Source organism: Clostridium sp. JNZ X4-2, assembly GCF_054889485.1.
In genome coordinates this window covers 758,036-774,883 of the sequence record NZ_CM142685.1, presented here as the reverse complement: position 1 = coordinate 774,883, position 16,848 = coordinate 758,036, and the positions used below count along the sequence as shown (strand labels likewise).

The 16,848-nt window shown below is 34.4% G+C and carries 15 protein-coding genes; 11 read left to right on the top strand and 4 right to left on the bottom strand.

Annotated features, from left to right (window positions below; genetic code table 11):
- Position 1 precedes the first annotated feature (1 nt).
- The 4 genes from ACYUJ6_RS03650 to ACYUJ6_RS03635 all read left to right on the top strand — a co-directional run bounded on the left by ACYUJ6_RS03650 (position 2) and on the right by ACYUJ6_RS03635 (position 3,575).
- Positions 2 to 1,201 (top strand): bifunctional 3,4-dihydroxy-2-butanone-4-phosphate synthase/GTP cyclohydrolase II, encoded by a 1,200-nt coding sequence (locus tag ACYUJ6_RS03650; RefSeq protein WP_461844508.1) that lies wholly within the window; start codon positions 2 to 4, stop codon positions 1,199 to 1,201.
- Between the two features lie 22 nt (positions 1,202 to 1,223).
- Positions 1,224 to 1,688, top strand: coding sequence for a 6,7-dimethyl-8-ribityllumazine synthase (gene ribH, locus ACYUJ6_RS03645; RefSeq protein ID WP_461844507.1), 465 nt, complete (start codon positions 1,224 to 1,226; stop codon positions 1,686 to 1,688).
- Between the two features lie 117 nt (positions 1,689 to 1,805).
- Complete coding sequence (locus ACYUJ6_RS03640) at positions 1,806 to 2,900, top strand: Ldh family oxidoreductase (RefSeq protein ID WP_461844506.1); 1,095 nt, start codon at positions 1,806 to 1,808, stop codon at positions 2,898 to 2,900.
- A gap of 138 nt (positions 2,901 to 3,038) precedes the next feature.
- Positions 3,039 to 3,575 carry a macro domain-containing protein gene (locus ACYUJ6_RS03635; protein ID WP_461844505.1) on the top strand — a complete coding sequence of 179 codons (537 nt, stop codon included), beginning with the start codon at positions 3,039 to 3,041 and terminating at the stop codon, positions 3,573 to 3,575.
- A gap of 52 nt (positions 3,576 to 3,627) precedes the next feature.
- On the opposite strand, the gene ACYUJ6_RS03630 is transcribed toward ACYUJ6_RS03635, so the two are convergent.
- Together ACYUJ6_RS03630 and ACYUJ6_RS03625 are read right to left on the bottom strand one after the other, a co-directional pair.
- Entirely contained in the window at positions 3,628 to 4,005 is a 378-nt protein-coding gene (locus tag ACYUJ6_RS03630) for a YopX family protein (protein ID WP_461844504.1), read from the bottom strand.
- A 129-nt stretch (positions 4,006 to 4,134) separates the two neighbouring features.
- Entirely contained in the window at positions 4,135 to 5,097 is a 963-nt protein-coding gene (locus ACYUJ6_RS03625; RefSeq protein WP_461844503.1) for an L-lactate dehydrogenase, read from the bottom strand.
- Positions 5,098 to 5,295: 198 nt separating this feature from the next.
- On the opposite strand from ACYUJ6_RS03625, the gene ACYUJ6_RS03620 reads away from it, so the two are divergent.
- The 6 genes from ACYUJ6_RS03620 (at position 5,296) to ACYUJ6_RS03595 (ending at position 14,649) form a co-directional block, all read left to right on the top strand.
- Entirely contained in the window at positions 5,296 to 10,161 is a 4,866-nt protein-coding gene (locus ACYUJ6_RS03620) for a cytidyltransferase (RefSeq protein WP_461844502.1), read from the top strand.
- Positions 10,162 to 10,219: 58 nt separating this feature from the next.
- The gene (locus tag ACYUJ6_RS03615; protein WP_461844501.1) at positions 10,220 to 11,464 is read left to right on the top strand and encodes a Rossmann-fold NAD(P)-binding domain-containing protein; all 1,245 of its coding nucleotides are present in this window, start codon (positions 10,220 to 10,222) and stop codon (positions 11,462 to 11,464) included.
- A 34-nt stretch (positions 11,465 to 11,498) separates the two neighbouring features.
- Positions 11,499 to 12,548: a flavodoxin family protein gene (locus ACYUJ6_RS03610; protein WP_461844500.1), complete on the top strand. Its 1,050-nt coding sequence runs from the start codon at positions 11,499 to 11,501 to the stop codon at positions 12,546 to 12,548.
- A 117-nt stretch (positions 12,549 to 12,665) separates the two neighbouring features.
- Positions 12,666 to 13,421, top strand: coding sequence for a type I methionyl aminopeptidase (map, locus tag ACYUJ6_RS03605; RefSeq protein ID WP_461844499.1), 756 nt, complete (start codon positions 12,666 to 12,668; stop codon positions 13,419 to 13,421).
- 278 nt (positions 13,422 to 13,699) lie between these two features.
- On the top strand, positions 13,700 to 14,251 hold the full coding sequence (locus ACYUJ6_RS03600) for a biotin transporter BioY (RefSeq protein WP_461844498.1): 552 nt from the start codon (positions 13,700 to 13,702) through the stop codon (positions 14,249 to 14,251).
- Entirely contained in the window at positions 14,245 to 14,649 is a 405-nt protein-coding gene (locus tag ACYUJ6_RS03595) for a DUF1284 domain-containing protein (RefSeq protein WP_461844497.1), read from the top strand. The genes ACYUJ6_RS03600 and ACYUJ6_RS03595 overlap by 7 nt, the downstream gene beginning before the upstream one ends.
- 97 nt (positions 14,650 to 14,746) lie before the next feature.
- On the opposite strand, the gene ACYUJ6_RS03590 is transcribed toward ACYUJ6_RS03595, so the two are convergent.
- Positions 14,747 to 15,304: a DUF2284 domain-containing protein gene (locus tag ACYUJ6_RS03590; protein ID WP_461844496.1), complete on the bottom strand. Its 558-nt coding sequence runs from the start codon at positions 15,302 to 15,304 to the stop codon at positions 14,747 to 14,749.
- A 186-nt stretch (positions 15,305 to 15,490) separates the two neighbouring features.
- On the opposite strand from ACYUJ6_RS03590, the gene ACYUJ6_RS03585 reads away from it, so the two are divergent.
- A complete protein-coding gene (locus ACYUJ6_RS03585; protein WP_461844495.1) occupies positions 15,491 to 16,156 on the top strand; it encodes a B3/B4 domain-containing protein in 666 nt (221 codons plus the stop codon).
- A 50-nt stretch (positions 16,157 to 16,206) separates the two neighbouring features.
- Here ACYUJ6_RS03585 and hsp18 read toward each other — a convergent pair whose 3' ends face one another.
- Positions 16,207 to 16,653, bottom strand: a complete 447-nt coding sequence (gene hsp18 / locus ACYUJ6_RS03580) for a heat shock protein Hsp18 (protein WP_461844494.1) — start codon at positions 16,651 to 16,653, stop codon at positions 16,207 to 16,209.
- Positions 16,654 to 16,848: the final 195 nt, after the last annotated feature.

Here is a 16,848-nt window from a genome sequence, read left to right as displayed (position 1 = left end):
TATGTTTAAATTTAATACAATTAAAGAAGCTTTAGAGGATCTAAGACAGGGCAGGATTATAGTAGTCACCGACGATGAGGACAGGGAAAATGAAGGAGATTTAATTTGTGCCGCAGAATTTGCCACACAAGAAAATGTAAATTTTATGGCAACCCATGCAAAAGGCCTTATCTGTATGCCTATGGGCAGTAAACTGGTTTCCAGATTAAATCTTCCACAAATGGTTTCAAACAATACAGATAATCATGAAACAGCTTTTACTGTATCCATTGACCATATAACTACAACCACAGGAGTCTCAGCAGCAGAGCGCTCCATAACCGCTTTAAAATGTGTAGATGATAATTCCAGGCCAGAGGACTTTCGAAGGCCCGGACATATGTTTCCGCTGCTTGCCAAAGACTATGGTGTTCTAGAACGTAACGGCCATACGGAAGCTACTGTTGATTTGATGAAATTGGCAAAGCTCAAAGAGTGCGGGCTTTGCTGTGAAATAATGAAAGACGACGGCACCATGATGAGAACTGCTGACCTAATTGAATTTGCTAAAAAACATGATTTAAAATTTATTACAATTAAAGACCTGCAGTATTACAGAAAGCAAAAAGAAAAATTTGTTGAACAAGTGGTAAATACAAAAATGCCTACAAAATACGGTGAATTCACAGCTTATGGATATATCAACAAAATTAACGGAGAGCACCATATTGCACTTGTGAAGGGTGATATTTCGGACGGCAGGTCAGTTTTATGCAGAGTACATTCTGAATGTTTAACCGGAGACACCTTTGGATCAGTGCGCTGCGACTGTGGTCAGCAATATGCAAAAGCCATGACTCAAATTGAAGAAGAAGGAAGGGGCATACTTTTATACATGAGCCAGGAGGGACGTGGCATTGGGCTAATCAACAAATTGAAAGCTTATGCACTGCAGGATACAGGTTTAGACACTGTTCAGGCAAATATTGCCCTTGGTTTTGAAGAAGATCTAAGAGATTATTGTATTGCCGCACAAATTCTGAAAGATTTGGGGGTAAACCAAATACGGTTAATGACAAATAACCCTGATAAAATAAAGCAGCTGTCTGCTTATGGCATAGATATTGTTAAAAGAGTACCAATTCAGATGAGAGCATCTCAATACGATACTTTTTATCTGAAAACAAAACAGGAAAAAATGGGTCATATTTTAAATTATTAATATGTTAAAGGAGAAGGAGCAAATGAAAGTTTATGAAGGAAATTTAGTATCAGAGGGTATTAGGATTGGCATTGCTGCCGCAAGATTCAATGAATTCATCGTTTCAAAGCTGCTGGATGGGGCATTAGACGGACTTAAAAGACACAACGTAAATGAAAATGATATTGAAGTTGCATGGGTTCCCGGGGCATTTGAAATTCCTGTAATAGCATCAAAAATGGCAGTGTCAGGTAAATATGATGCAGTTATTTGCCTGGGAGCAGTAATAAAAGGAGCTACATCACATTATGATTATGTGTGCAATGAAGCATCCAAAGGTATCGCACAGGTTTCGTTGAACTCCGGCATTCCCGTTATTTTTGGCGTGCTCACCACAGAAAATATTGAGCAGGCAATTGAAAGAGCTGGTACAAAAGCAGGCAATAAAGGTTATGATTGTGCAGTGTCAGCTATTGAAATGGTGAATTTAATAAAAAGCATGAATTAAATTTGTCTGAAATCCACTGGAATTAAACAGCAAAATATATTATTATAATATGTAATTACATGCTAAAATTTTAATACATGTACATGATTTTTAATACATTAATATAGGGGGCTAAAAATGTCATATTCAAAAGTTAAATATGAAGGATTGAAAAAACTATGCCATATTGTCTTTGAAAAATTTGGGTTCAGTGAGAAAGATAGTAAAACTATTACAGATGTATTGCTATTATCGGATTTATTTGGTATTGAATCTCACGGCATCCAAAGGTTAGTGAAATATTACAGTGAAATAAAGCAAGGATTAATAATAGTAAACTCCAGCCCAAAAATCATAAAAGAAACGCCCATATCAGCGGTTATAGACGGCCAGGCAGGAATGGGACAGCTGACAGGTAAAAGGGCCATGAATCTTGCTATACAAAAAGCCAAGACTTCAGGAATCGGAATGGTTTCAGTAAGAAACTCCAATCATTACGGTATTGCAGGATATTATGCCAAAATGGCGGAAGAAGCAGGACTTATGGGCATATCCATGACCAATTCACCAGCCGTTATAGTTCCTACTTTTGGCAGGGAAGCTATGCTGGGTACGAATCCCATTGCTTTATCCATGCCATCTGAGCCCTACCCATTTCTAATGGACATGGCTACCAGCGTGGTTACAAGGGGTAAAATTGAAGTTTATAATAAAAAGCAGGAACCTCTGCCCTTAGGACTGGCATTAAACAAAGATGGGGAAGACACTACGGACCCTTATGATATATTGTACAATGTTCCCAAAAAACTGGGTGGAGGATTACTTCCACTGGGAGGTTCTAAAGAATTAACAGGTGGACACAAAGGATATGGTTTCGCCCTGGCGGTTGAAATATTTACGGCAATTTTATCAGATGGCTCTACCGGGAATTATGTTCATCTGGATGGTTCTGGCGGATCAGGTACCTGCCATTATTTATGTGCAATAGACTATGGAATATTTGGAGATAAAAAATCCATTGAAAACAGGCTTTCCAAATACTTAAATGAACTTAGAAATTCCAAGAAGGCAAAAGGAGCAGTCAGAATATACACCCACGGTGAAAAAGAAGTAGAATCCTATAATGACAAGATCAAAAATGGAATTCCAATAAACGATGCAACTCTCCATGAAATAAATGACATATGCCAATTCTTTCATATAAATTCCAATAACTATATCATTTATAGTTAAGAGTTGAGAGCTGCTGAAGAAATTTTTTAATTTTGTTGAAAAATTTCAGCCGTGGCTATTGATTACTCATTATTGACTCCTTAACTGTGGGCTGCCTTATTTAACTGACTTGAAATATTTTAAGGGGAGATGATTACCTTGATTGAAATAGATAATAAAAAAATCTTAATCAAAAAGGGAGACATAACAAAAGAGCAAAGTGATGCTATAGTAAACCCTGCAAATAGTTCTCTAAATCATGGAGGCGGAGCAGCTCTGGCTATAGTGAGAGCAGGTGGGATTGAAATACAAAGAGACAGTGATGAACTTATAAAAAGAATAGGTGTTCTACCTGTTGGAAAAGCTGTTATAACATATGGTCATAATTTAAGCTGTAAATTTATAATACACACTGTAGGACCTATAATGGGAGAAGGAAATGAAGAAAAAAAATTAGCAAAGGCTGTAACCAGCGTACTTAATCTGGCAGAGTATTACAATTTGACTTCCATATCAATACCCGCCATAAGTTCCGGTGTATTTGGATTTCCAAAAGAAAAATGTGCGGAAATACTTCTCAAGATTTCAGTGGAGTTCTTAAGGAAGAATGATGTGGATTTAAAAACCATTGTCATGTGCAATCATGACGATAAAACCACAAATATTTTTCTCCGTGAAGAAAAAAAGTACATTTAAAAAATACCAGATTAAAATATCTCATGTACTATTTTAATCTGGTATTTATAAATTAATCTGAAGCTTTTTTATTCTGAAATGTATTACCCAAAACTTCTACATTTCCATTGAGCATCTGAATATACAGATATTCATTTTCCACATAAAAACCATATAATTCTGTGGAATCACTAATTTCACCGCACTCACCTATTAATTTATCAAAAGAATATCTTCCGAACTTCACAGGCAATCTCAGTGAAGTTTGCTCCCTGTTTATTCCTATAATATCCCCTTCATAAATATCTCTTCTACTTTTATCCTTTAACCCTGTAAACTCTGTAGTTATAAATCTCTCTTCCTCTTTTGTCCCATCTTCAAGATAAGGATTTTCACTTATATAAAAACAGTTATTTTCATTATCCCAAATTCTAAATTTAAATTTCCTCATACAATGCTACTTCCTTTTATATTTTAAATTTATTTACCATAACTGTGAGCTTTTCTGCAAATTCTGCCTGGCTTTGAGAAGATTCAGCTATATTTCCAAATGACTAAAAAATCTCCTTATTAATAAAAACTATTTTGCCAATCCCGCAACCTTCATTGTTTTTAAAATATTTTCTGCACTGGCTTTTAGTTTTACTACTTCATCATCCGAAAGCGGTACTTCAATTCTCTTTTCCACTCCATTTTCAGTTATAATGCAAGGAAGACTTAATGCTACATTCTTTAACCCGTATTCTCCTTCAAGAGTAGTTGAAACAGGCATGATACTGTGTTCATTTAATAAAACCGCCTTTGCAAGCCTACAAGCTGCCATGGCAATTCCTGCACTGGTAAATCCCTTAAGATGAAGAACATCATAAGCTACATCCACCACCTTGGCAGCTATTTTTTCACGATCCAGCGGTTCTTCCGGTTTAAAATATTCATCCAATCTATCACAGGGAACTCCTCCGATATTTAAAAGACTCCATGTTGGAAAAGATGAATTGCCATGTTCTCCAAGCATATATCCATGGACGTTTTTAGGATCTACATTGTATTTATTGGCAATAATTCTCCTGAAACGTGAAGAATCAAGGCTGGTTCCTGTACCAAATATTTTATTCTTTGGATATTCAAAATAATTCTCAGCATAATACACCATGGTGTCCAACGGATTGGTTATTATTATGATCACTGCATCCTTTGTATATTTGCTTATAGAAGACATTACATCTTTCATTGTTTCAACATTCTTCTCTGCCAAAACTGTCCTGTCAGATTTATCATTTGGCATTATGCTTGGCCCAGCAGCTATTATTATGACTTTGGCATCCCTGCATTCTTCATAACTGCCAGAATGAATTTTTACATTTGGACTATAAGTAAAAGATGTGGTATGAGTAGAATCCAATGCCTCTCCTGCAGCTTTCTCTTTAATCTTATCAATAGTGACAATTTCAGATATTAAATTAAGTGAAAGCGCACAATTCAATACTGCAGAGCCTACATGCCCTGTACCTACTATTACAAGTTTATTTTTTGTTGGTTTCATATAACATTACCTCCTATGTAACACATTCTAAAATATCAAATGACAAGTCATAAAAGCACCTTATCTTCAATTATTATTAGTGATTATACCACAAATACTAGTAATAAAAAATTCCAAATTGCTGTAATTTATTTTTCTTTTGAAAAAAATTTATAAAAAGTATATAATTTCTGTAAAGAGTATATTTGGAGGTGACCTATGAACCCTATATCTTATATAGAAACTTATAATAGAGTCTTTAGAAAAATCACAAATACAAAATGGCTGAAAAAGCATAATATAAATAAATATATTGTGGATAAAAACATAAAAAGCAGCAAATTCAAAGATACCCTTAAAAATCAAATCAATAATAAAGATTTTTCTGCCAAAAGCACCATTAAATTATGTAACCCCATGCTGGATGCACTGTCAAAGCATAGATCACCTGATAATTGGCTCTTATATTTATACCAATACACTCTGCGTAAAAATTTTCCAGAAAATACAACTATAAAAATGGATCCACAGCTAACCGAGCCCTGTGAACTATATCTGGCCATATTTAATGTACTGTGTGAAATACAAAAAAATTCTCAGGACGGTACCTGGGAAAGTCTCTATCCTCTTCAATTTTTAACTTCAAAAGAAGAATCGGAATTGGAGCATCCTGAGGAGTACAAAAAATTTATAAAATCCTTTTCATCACAATACACCTATGAAATGATGAAAATAAACGGGGAGATAACCGGTTTCACTACATTGGAGCACATATGCGGAGTACATTATTTATCTCTTTACATAGCAAGACAGTTAAAGAGCATAGACATTCCCGTAGATCTTGGAAGGGTATCCGGTGCCGCTGCCGGTCATGATATAGGCAAGTACGGATGTAAATATACAGAATCCAAACGAGTTCCCCATCTGCACTATTACTATACAGATCAATGGTTTAAAAGATGCGGCATAAATTATATAAGAAATATAGCTATAAATCACTCCGTTTGGGACTTGGAACTGGAGAATCTTTCTTTAGAGTCCCTGCTTCTTATATATTCTGATTTCAGGATAAAAAATGAATTTGGAAATGGCAGAGTTTATATGAAGCTGTTTTCGCTGGATGAATCTTTTTATATAATTTCAAGTAAATTGGAGAATATGAATTTACAAAAAAGTAAACGATATAAAAGAGTTTATGCCAAATTAAAGGATTTTGAAAATTTTCTCCTGGATATGGGAATTGATACAGAACCAAAACAAAAATGCAGTCTTATTGAAACAAAAATCAAAAATTATACTTTACTTCAGGGAAATGACATAGTTCAAAACCTGAAATATCTGTCAATAAATCATAATATAAATCTCATGTATCAGCTTAGGGATGAATATTCCCTTGACGCCATACTGGAAATGACACGAAGTGAAAATGACTGGAAAGTGTTTCGGGAATATATAAGAATATTTCAGGAATACTCCACTTATCTTACCCAAAAGCAAAAACTTCAAACCCTAAAATTCTTATATGAAAACCTTGTTCATCCTGAAGACGATATAAGAAGACATTGTGCGGAATTGATGGGAACTCTCATAGCCACTTTTGATGAAGACTACAGAAAAGAATTGCCCCAGGATGTAAAAATACCGCCTCCAATTACATCCAGTACAAGTCTGCTTAAAAAATACATGGACATTATGTTATCGCCCAGCTACAAGATAATCTCAACGTATAAATTCAATATAAGCTACAGCATAAGCATTATGATAAACTCGCTCTTCACAAATTGTAAAGAATCATTTATAGTAAAATACATTGATGTGCTTGTGAGATTTTATAAAGATGAAAAATATAAAAGTGCAAATTATGAAATTTTCTTACTTGAAACTTCCAAATATATACCCTGGAATTATCTCTCCAAAGAAAATGAAGAAATTTTATTTTACTATATATTTTCCAAGCTGAAGAAGAGAAACAGTACAATAAGAATGGAAGCTCTGGAAATCATTCTGATACTTTCAGATAAATTTTTGCACAAACGTCATATTTCTGAAAAGATAAAGAGTTATTTTAATTCCGTAACTACAAGAAGTAAAACTTCAGCTGAAAATTTTCTCCTGTTCAAGATAAATAAAAAGCTGAATTTAGCTGACACCAGTAATATATTCAAATATTACTGTGATTTAAACTCGAAAGTTGTAACAGATATATTTTTAAGCAACTTAAAAACTGATACAGATTGGATAAGGAAAAAAAATCAAGTGGAACTTCTCCTGTATCATGCCCTTGATAATCCCCAATCCATAGGTCTCCATACAGCTATACATTTTTGCAACCTGCTAAAAGTAAGTGCTGTAGAAAGTGTCAGGAATACAGCTGGAGCTGCTGTATTAAAGATTATGCCTTATCTTTCACTAGCTGAAAGAAATGAAGTTGCAGTGGAACTTTTAAGAGCTTTGGAGATAGAGGGGAATAGATTCACAGAATACATTCCAAGATACACGGGACAGGCGGCTTTGTGGCTTCAGCCAAAAGAACTGGATGAATTCATAGATGATTCAATTTACAAAATTAAAACTTCAAATTCAAATTTGAAATCTCTAATATTTAAAACCGTTGGGACTATTATATCCCATTACCAGCTTTACAGTGATCGTTTTGAAGAAACTGAAAGCACTTATTTAAAAAGATTGAATAAAATGCTGGGTATATTGCTGAATGGTCTGGGTGACTATAACCCCCAGGTCAAACAATCCGCCTTTAGTGTTATAGGCAAGGAAATTTTTGATACCCCCTTCATGGATTTAACTAAGAAAAATTTGATATTCAAACTCATAGCTAAGAAAATACTCACATTAATTACAGACAATGAAAACGATGAGGAAATACTGTTTTTAACCAGAGCCGCCAGCTTAAATCACATATATAGATTTATATCGGATTTTAATTTCTTTTATGGTGACATAGATATACCTGTTCCTTCAAAAATAGCTTTTTTCCCTGGAACCTTTGATCCTTTTTCATTAAGCCACAAGGAAATAGCAAAATACATTCGTGATTTGGGTTTTGAAGTATATTTGGCCATAGATGAATTTTCCTGGTCCAAAAAGACTCTGCCTAATCTTTTAAGAAGAAGTATAGTAACTATGTCCATAGCCAGTGAATTGAACATATATGTTTATCCTGACATGTATCCTACAAATATATCCAATCAGTCAAACTTAAAAACATTGAGAGAAAATTTCCCCGGTTCAAAAGTTTACATGTGCATAGGCAGTGATGTTCTTTTGAATGCATCCAGTTATAAGGCTTCTAAAACCGGAAATTCCATTCACACCTTTTCTCATATAATATTTGAAAGAGGGAAAGGTAATGACTTAAAACCGGCTGTAAAAAAAATAGAGGGAGATGTAATTATACTGAGCCTGACTTCAAAGTATTCCAGCATAAGTTCCAGCCAGATCAGAACTTCCATTGACGACAGCAGGGATATTTCTACTTTGGTAGACCCTATGGCCGAACAGTACATATATGCAAATGGATTCTATCAAAGGGAATCACAAGATAAATATTCCATAAGCTCACTATGGCTTGACAGTGAAATTTTCGAAGAGTTTAATGATGAAATTCTGATTAAAATAAGTCAATGCATTTCTGGCTGCACTAATGAACTTATACGTAAAATAAAAGAGATATCCCGTAAGCCTTCTTTTGGCATTGTATTTCTTAAAAATACCAATACAGGGGAAATCCTTGGATTTTGTATTTTACATTGGATTCGCTCTTCTACATTGTATGATGAATTTAAAAGTACCACCGTATCTCAATATATACGTGAAAATAGTACAGGCAGAATTATATCAATAGATGGATTTTACATTAAGGATACATATAAAAGTGAGGAACTTTCTCAGATTCTTCTCACAGAAACTATTTCTCTATATGTATCCAGGGATTATGAATATGCTGTGTACAGAAATGCTTTTAACAAAGAACTGAGTGGTAAAGATATTTTTCCCCTGCTAAAACTGTATGGATTCACAGAGGTGCCCTTTTGTGATGACAGCAGTCCTGTATATGCAGTTAACATGAGCACCCCTTGCATAATTAATTTTGACATACAAAATATCATAAAAGAACCCTTTAGAAGCAACCCTAAGGTTATGGAAACTTTAACTCAATGCCGTAAAAAATTAATTGGAAGTATGTCTGAATTATACCCTGGAGAACTGATAATTTCCTTTAATGTAAATTTTGTATATCAATGTTTAATAAGAAAAATCTGCAGGGAAAATATGGTCCCCACCGATAATTTAATGCCTAAAAAGCTAGGTGAATCCATGTGTGTACCTTATGGCAATATACTTGAGCGGTATGTGATACCAAATACCGTCACCAAGGCACTGCATACGGAAAAATTATTTTTTCCCGACATGAGGAAATTCATAATAGGTGAATTTCCCCATTACCTGAACTTGAGTACACAGATAAAAATGATAAAAGCTTTTCAGCGCCCTGTAATATTAGTAGATGATTTACTCCATAAAGGGTACAGAATAAAAGCAGTGGACCCTATTCTTAAAGATGAAGGCATAGAGGTAAAAAAAATTATCGTAGGAGTTTTATCCGGAAGAGGTAAAGATCTCATGGATATGCAGGGCAGATCTGTAGAAAGTGTATATTTTATTCCCAGGTTGAAATTATGGTTTAATGAGAACTCCCTATATCCATTTATAGGCGGTGATGCACTTTTTAGAGGAAGCTATCCTGAAAGAAACCTTCTTCCTTCAATAAACTTAATTTTACCTTACACATATCCTGCATTTATAAGAGACACTCCAAAATCCAACATATATAATTTATCAAGGACTTGTCTGGAGAATAGTTTGAGTATATTGGAAACAATAGAAGAAGAATATCACATCATGCATGAAAAAAACTTAACCTTATCTTCCCTAGGTCAGGTATTTGCCATACCGAGATGTCCCGATCTGGGTGAAAACATCAGTTATAATCTGAATTTACCTGCATCCAGTTATATCAAAAATGATCTGGAGCTTTTAATCAGAATGAATCATGCTTTCGAGTAGACAAAATCAGTTATTTTCAGTAAAAACATATGCTAGTCTTATAAAATGAGGTGTTAAAATGCAGTTTTACTATTATCTTTATAAAAACAAATTACTTATATCTGATATTTCCTTACCTTTTAAACTTCTTACTGAAAAAGCAGCTTCCCTTTACAGAGGATATATTTACAGACTAATAAATTCAGACACGGACAAATCCAAGCTGTGTTATTATATAACCCATCCTTCTCAAATATTTTCAAAATACGAAAACCTGGGTTTAATATGGCATAGGAATCAGATTAACTATAACCTTCCAAAGTGGATCTTAAAATCCATTGAGGAAAATAAACTTCTATGTTTAAACACAGCTTACCCAAATTGGGAAGAAAAGTTAGACCATACTATTCCGGTATTCTACGGCAATAAAAATTTCCGTAAATGGGATTTAACCCTAGCTGGGCTGGGTGATGTAGGCGGAACTTTAATTACAGGTCTCAGAATATTAGGGGGAAACTGTATAAATACCATATCAATATATGACAGGGATAAAAATAAAATCAAGAGATGGGAATATGAATGCAATCAAATTACAGATTCAGATCCTCATACTGTATTTCCTGAGATCCTTCCTTTGGAAAAGGAAGATGATTTATTTAAATGTCATATGTTTATATTTTGTGTTTCAGCAGGTGTGCCTGAAATAGGTAAAAAAGTATCCGATGTAAGGCTCCTGCAATTTAAGGGAAACTCAGAAATAATAAAAAGCTATGCTAAAAAAGCCAGGGATTGTAATTTTTCCGGTATATTTGCAGTAGTTTCAGATCCTGTGGACTTACTGTGCAAATCAGCATTTAACGTGGGGTTGTCACCTGATCAAATAAGAGGATATGGTCTGGGTGTAATGAATGCAAGGGCCAACTATTATGCTGGGAAAATCACTGGTGCCGAGAATTTCCTTCAGGAGGGAAGATCCTTTGGTCCCCATGGTGAAGGTCTTGTAGTTGCAAACAGTATTGAAAATTATGATGAAAAGACCTCCGACTATTTAACGGAAAAAGCCAAAAATGCCAACCTGGACATGCGTGCTCTAGGTTTTAAACCCTATATTGCCCCTGCTATGTCTTCAGGTGCTTTTTCCATTATAAAAACTATAAAAAGCCAGTGGAACTACAGCAGTACTTTCTTGGGAGGAGCTTTTATGGGATGCAGGAACAAACTTCTTCCTTATGGAACAAAATTGGAATATTATAAAGATATGAAAGAGCCACTATTTTATAAATTGGAGAAAACCTACAACCAATTATTGAAATTTAAATACTAAACCTGCTTATAACATTCTTTATGGGGGTGAAATTGTGGAAGAACTTTACGTTATATGCCCGAATGACAAGATATCTGCTCAACTAAAGAAAATGTTAGACAGCTTTATAAAAGAATTTGACATCATACACTATATAAGCAGTGTTCATGTCCATTACAGCAATTTCAAAAATAAAAAAATATTATTTTTACTGGAATTGGACAATACCTGTTTTGATATACCCATGCTGAATTTTTTCAGCAATTTAGATTTAAAATCCACAAATACTTTTCAGGGCTCCACTGCCGCCCTTCTCATTCACAGCAGTTCTGATCTTGGAACAAAAAGAGCTGCCCAGGATATAATTTTTATGGCCAATAATATGGGATGTAATTTTATAGGCCATCCTCTGGTGGAAGCTACCGCAAATTTTAAAAACTTTTTAACCTGGCAGAAATCCCTTCATCTTCCCCTGGATGAAATATGTATAAATTTAAGTTCCAAACTTGGGAAAAGGCTGGCAGAATATAAACCTAAACCAGTGGGTAAAAAAATAACAGTTTTATACTCATCTCCTCACAAGATATCCAATACACTTGATCTGTGGCACTTGTCCTCTAAATATTTAAAAAAAATATCCATAGAGGAACTGCAGATTGAAAACGGCAAGGTACTTGACTGCAAAGGTTGCCACTACAGACTCTGTCTGCACTATGGCAAACAGAACAGTTGTTTTTACGGAGGATTCATGATAGAAAATGTACTGCCTTCTATAGAATCTTCAGATGCAGTGGTATGGCTGTGTCCAAATTACAATGATTCCATTGGTGCCAATTTAACTGCCACTATAAACAGGCTGACTGTTTTATACCATAAGATAAGTTTTTACAATAAGGCCTTATTTGGAATAATAATTTCAGGAAATTCAGGAAGTGACTCCGTAGCAAAACAACTTATAGGATCATTGAATATAAACAAAGGATTCAGGCTGCCTCCCAATTCAATAATCATGGAAACCGCCAATGATCCCAAAGCCATATTCAAAATACCTGATATAGAGCTGAGAGCAAAAAACTTTGCAGACAATATAATGAAAAATCTGTAATTTTATATTGATATCACAATGAACTGCAAAAAAAATTCATTAACAGTTCTTTTTATAAAGGAATATGTTAAAATAGTAAGTGTTCATGTAATAATTTTTGAAATAGAGGCGATAATTTTGATATATATAAAGACTAAAAAGGAAATAGGCTATATGGCAGCAGCAGGGAAAATACTTGCATCCTGCCATAAAGAAATAGGAAAAATGATAAAACCTGGCATAACCACCATGGAAATAGACTCTTTTGTAGAAAAATACCTGAAAGAAAACCATGCAAAACCTGAGCAGAAAGGATATATGGGGTTTCCATATGCCACCTGTGCCTCAGTAAATGATGAAGTCTGCCATGGGTTTCCAAATAAAAAGCCCTTAAAGGAAGGGGATATCGTAACCATTGATATGGTTGTAAACTTGAATGGCTGGCTGGCAGATTCCGCATGGTCCTACGCAGTAGGCAATATTTCAAAAGAAGCCCGGGATCTTATGAAGGTTACAAAGGAATGCCTTTACAGGGGTATTAAAAAGGCAGTAGTGGGAAACCGAATAGGTGACATAGGTCATGAAATACAATCTTATGCAGAGCCCCTTGGCTATTCGGTGGTAAGAGATTATACAGGTCATGGCATAGGTAAAGTAATGCATGATGATGTAGCTGTTCCCCATTATGGAAAACCAGGCAGGGGTCTAAAATTAAAAGATGGAATGGTACTTACCATAGAGCCCATGATAGACATAGGCACTTATGAAGTTACTGTAGACCTTAATAACTGGACTGCACGTACTGCCGACGGGAGTTTATCTGCACAATATGAACACACTATTGCTATAACGGATAATGGCCCTGTTATTTTAACGGATCAGGATAATATATAAATAACCTTAATATATAAAATAAGCACTGCTTACCGGTGCTTATTTTTATATATTAAATGTTTTTAAATTCAGCTGGAGTTTGTTTATAGGAAATGTTTTTTCTATCCTAACTCTGGAAGAACTTATACCAGGGTACAGTGCCGCTTATGCCCCACTTCAAAAAAGCCAGATTTTATAACAATGTCTTATTGACAAAAACTTATACTGTAAGTATAATATAATTGTTAACCGTAATTATATTATATGTTAACAATCAATTTCAGGGAGATGCCATTATTATGAACTTACATTTTTCAATTAAAGAAATGAGTACTGCCGCCATTTTTACAGCCATAACAGCAATATTAGCTCAGATCTCCATACCGCTGCCCTTTACGCCTGTGCCAATTACTTTTCAAGTATTCGCAGTATATATATCAGCTATAATTTTAGGCAGTCGTTTAGGAACATTATCTCAGATCATCTACTTACTTCTTGGAGCAATTGGAATACCTGTGTTTGCAAGTTTCACCGGCGGACTGCAAACCATAGTTGGACCAAGCGGAGGATTTTTAATAAGCTATCCAATAATCTCATGCATCATTGGAAAAATTTCAGAAAAGGATCTTAGCCCTATAGTGTCAATTTTAGGCCTTATAGTATCTCTAATAATTTGTTATTCTATAGGTACAATTCAATTTCACTTTATAACAAATGTACCAATTCAAAAATCAATATTACTCTGTGTAGTTCCATTTGTCCCTCTTGATACTGTAAAAATCATAGTTGCCTATTTAGCCGGACATAAAATCAAACAATCTCTTTTAAAGGCAAACCTGATAAAATGCTAACTTTAAGAGCTCACCATCTGTTGTGTATTCAAGGATATTTGGGAAAAGGCTACAGCAGGGCTTTTGTAAAAAACATGGACAAAGTAGTGAACTCTCTTAAAGACACCACTTTAATAAAAGTTGTATCAAAAATTGATGACATCTGTATAGCATGTCCTCATGTATTAGAAAATGATTGCTGTGAAAGCGAAGATAAAGTTTCTTTCTTCGACACCAGTGTTTTAGAAACTTTGAAAATCAGAGTAAACAATGTGTATCCATATGGAACCTTATTGGATTCAATAAGAAAAAATTTAACCCTGAAAGCCTTCAAAAAAATCTGTGTCACCTGCACATGGTTCCCCTATGGTTATTGTGAAAAAGGATGCTTTTATGATGAACATACCAATCAGATATAAAGAACATTACGAGTGGATTTTTAACATCTTGTTTACTTATCATCAGGAGATATATCAAAATTATCTCCTGACACAAAATATATTCACATCTAGCTCTTTAAGCTTCATTAAAAAGTATAAGCCCTACGTAACTAATGGTGTTTTCCCCATTATAATAAGACATTCCACAGCTTTCCTCCAGCTCCATCACATTAATGCCATAGGCCTCCAATGAAGAAAAACTTTTGTCAGGATTTCTGCATTTTTCCCCATCAAGGTAGGCACATCTTTTACATATCCTGCAGCAGCCTACACTTAAAGGAAGAACATCCTTAAACCCGTATTCATCTTTCACTTTTTGAACAACTTTTGCAAATACTTCATTATGAGACTTTTCTGCCTCTTCCACAGCTTTTGTATCATACAAATCAGACAGTTCATGTACTGTCTGTATTAAAATTCCCTGTCTATGCTGTTTTGCCTTATCTATCAATTCTTCAACAGATCCCACTGCAGGAGGTCCCATCCAATTGGTATCATACATACCACACACATTTGATTTACAGGCATTTCTATACTCTGTAGAAAATTTAATTTTTGAAGTATCCACCATGGAAACACTGTGAACTTTTAATTTCAATACTTCCTTTATCAGATTGTCAAACTTAGCTTTCATAAATTTTTCACTCCTCCATATACATGTCTCTGATTTTACTTTATCATAATTCCTTCTGTCAGTAAAATTCCAACCTTGTTTATGTGTTATAATAATTTTATAAAATCAATTTATTTTATAATAAAAGGAGGCGAACTTTAGTGAAAGCTCTGTATTTCAGATACAATCCTTCACTAGATATAATTTATGATAAACATAAAAATTAACGACTGCTTAAAAAATATACTTTATGATAAAATTGTCATAGGCTCTATAGAGGCAGCTGTCAAGGTAAAAGAGTCAGATGACATGTTGACGGAAGAAATATCATCACTATCGGATAAGATTGCTTCACAGTATAAATTGCCGGACGTTTTAAAGATCCCCAATATATGTGCAGCAAGGGATGCATATAAAAAACTAGGAAAGGATCCCAGCAGATACAGGGTTTCATCTGAATCCTTGACACGGCGTATAGTAAAGGGGAACAAACTCTATAAGGTCAACAACATAGTGGATATAAACAATCTGATTTCCATATACTCCTTTCATTCAGTATGTGCCTATGATTTAGACAAGATAGATTCGGAAATTTGCTTTACCATAGGAAGCGAAGGTGAATCCTACAAGGGTATTGGCAAGGGTCAGGTGAATTTATCAAATATGCCTGTATTTGAGGATGGCAGGGGTAAATTTGGAAGCACCACCTCCGATTCCATAAGAGCCATGGTAACAGAAGGTACCAAAAGACTCTTGATGAACATAGTCTCCTTCAACGGAGATAAAAATCTGGAAGAATATATGGACTACTGCAGAAAACTCCTAGTAAAATATGCAGAAGGCAAAATCATACATACCCAGATAGTAAAATAAAGCAGGGTACTGTCGTAAATTTTGACAGTACCCTGTTTTATCTGTATTAACTATTTAATATTTATCTTTTTAGTATTATCACTGCCCTTTTCAGACTTTGGAAGATTTACCTTCAGTACTCCATCCTTAAAGGAAGCATTAATATTATCTTCATCTACATTATCAACATAAAAACTTCTTTTAAACTCTCCATAACTTCTCTCTTGTCTTATAAAGTTTTCACTTTTATCTTCCCTGGAATCTTCCCTCTTTGCGGATATAGTCAAATAATTGTTGCTATAATCAACATTTATTGCGTCTTTATTTATTCCTGGAAGATCGGCCTCAACTACATAATTTGTTTCATTTTCTTTAAGATCAACTTTGAATCCCTTGCCAAATCCATTTATATTAACTGGTGCAAAGAAATCATCATTAAAAAATGAATTTACAAAGCTATCAAATACATCACCCCTTGTTAATGAATTATTCTTTTTAAATGGAACCATATCAAACATAATCTCTACCTCCTCATAAATCATTATGTTGTTATGATTACCTTCTGTAGAGGTAATCCTTATTACAGTTATTATAATACAACTAAGGTCAAAGAAAGTCAAAGTCTAAAATACATAGATTTTAACCCCATAATGAAGTTATTAAGAGCTATAATTACATAATTAAATTTAAATGAAAAATTTAATTATATATAC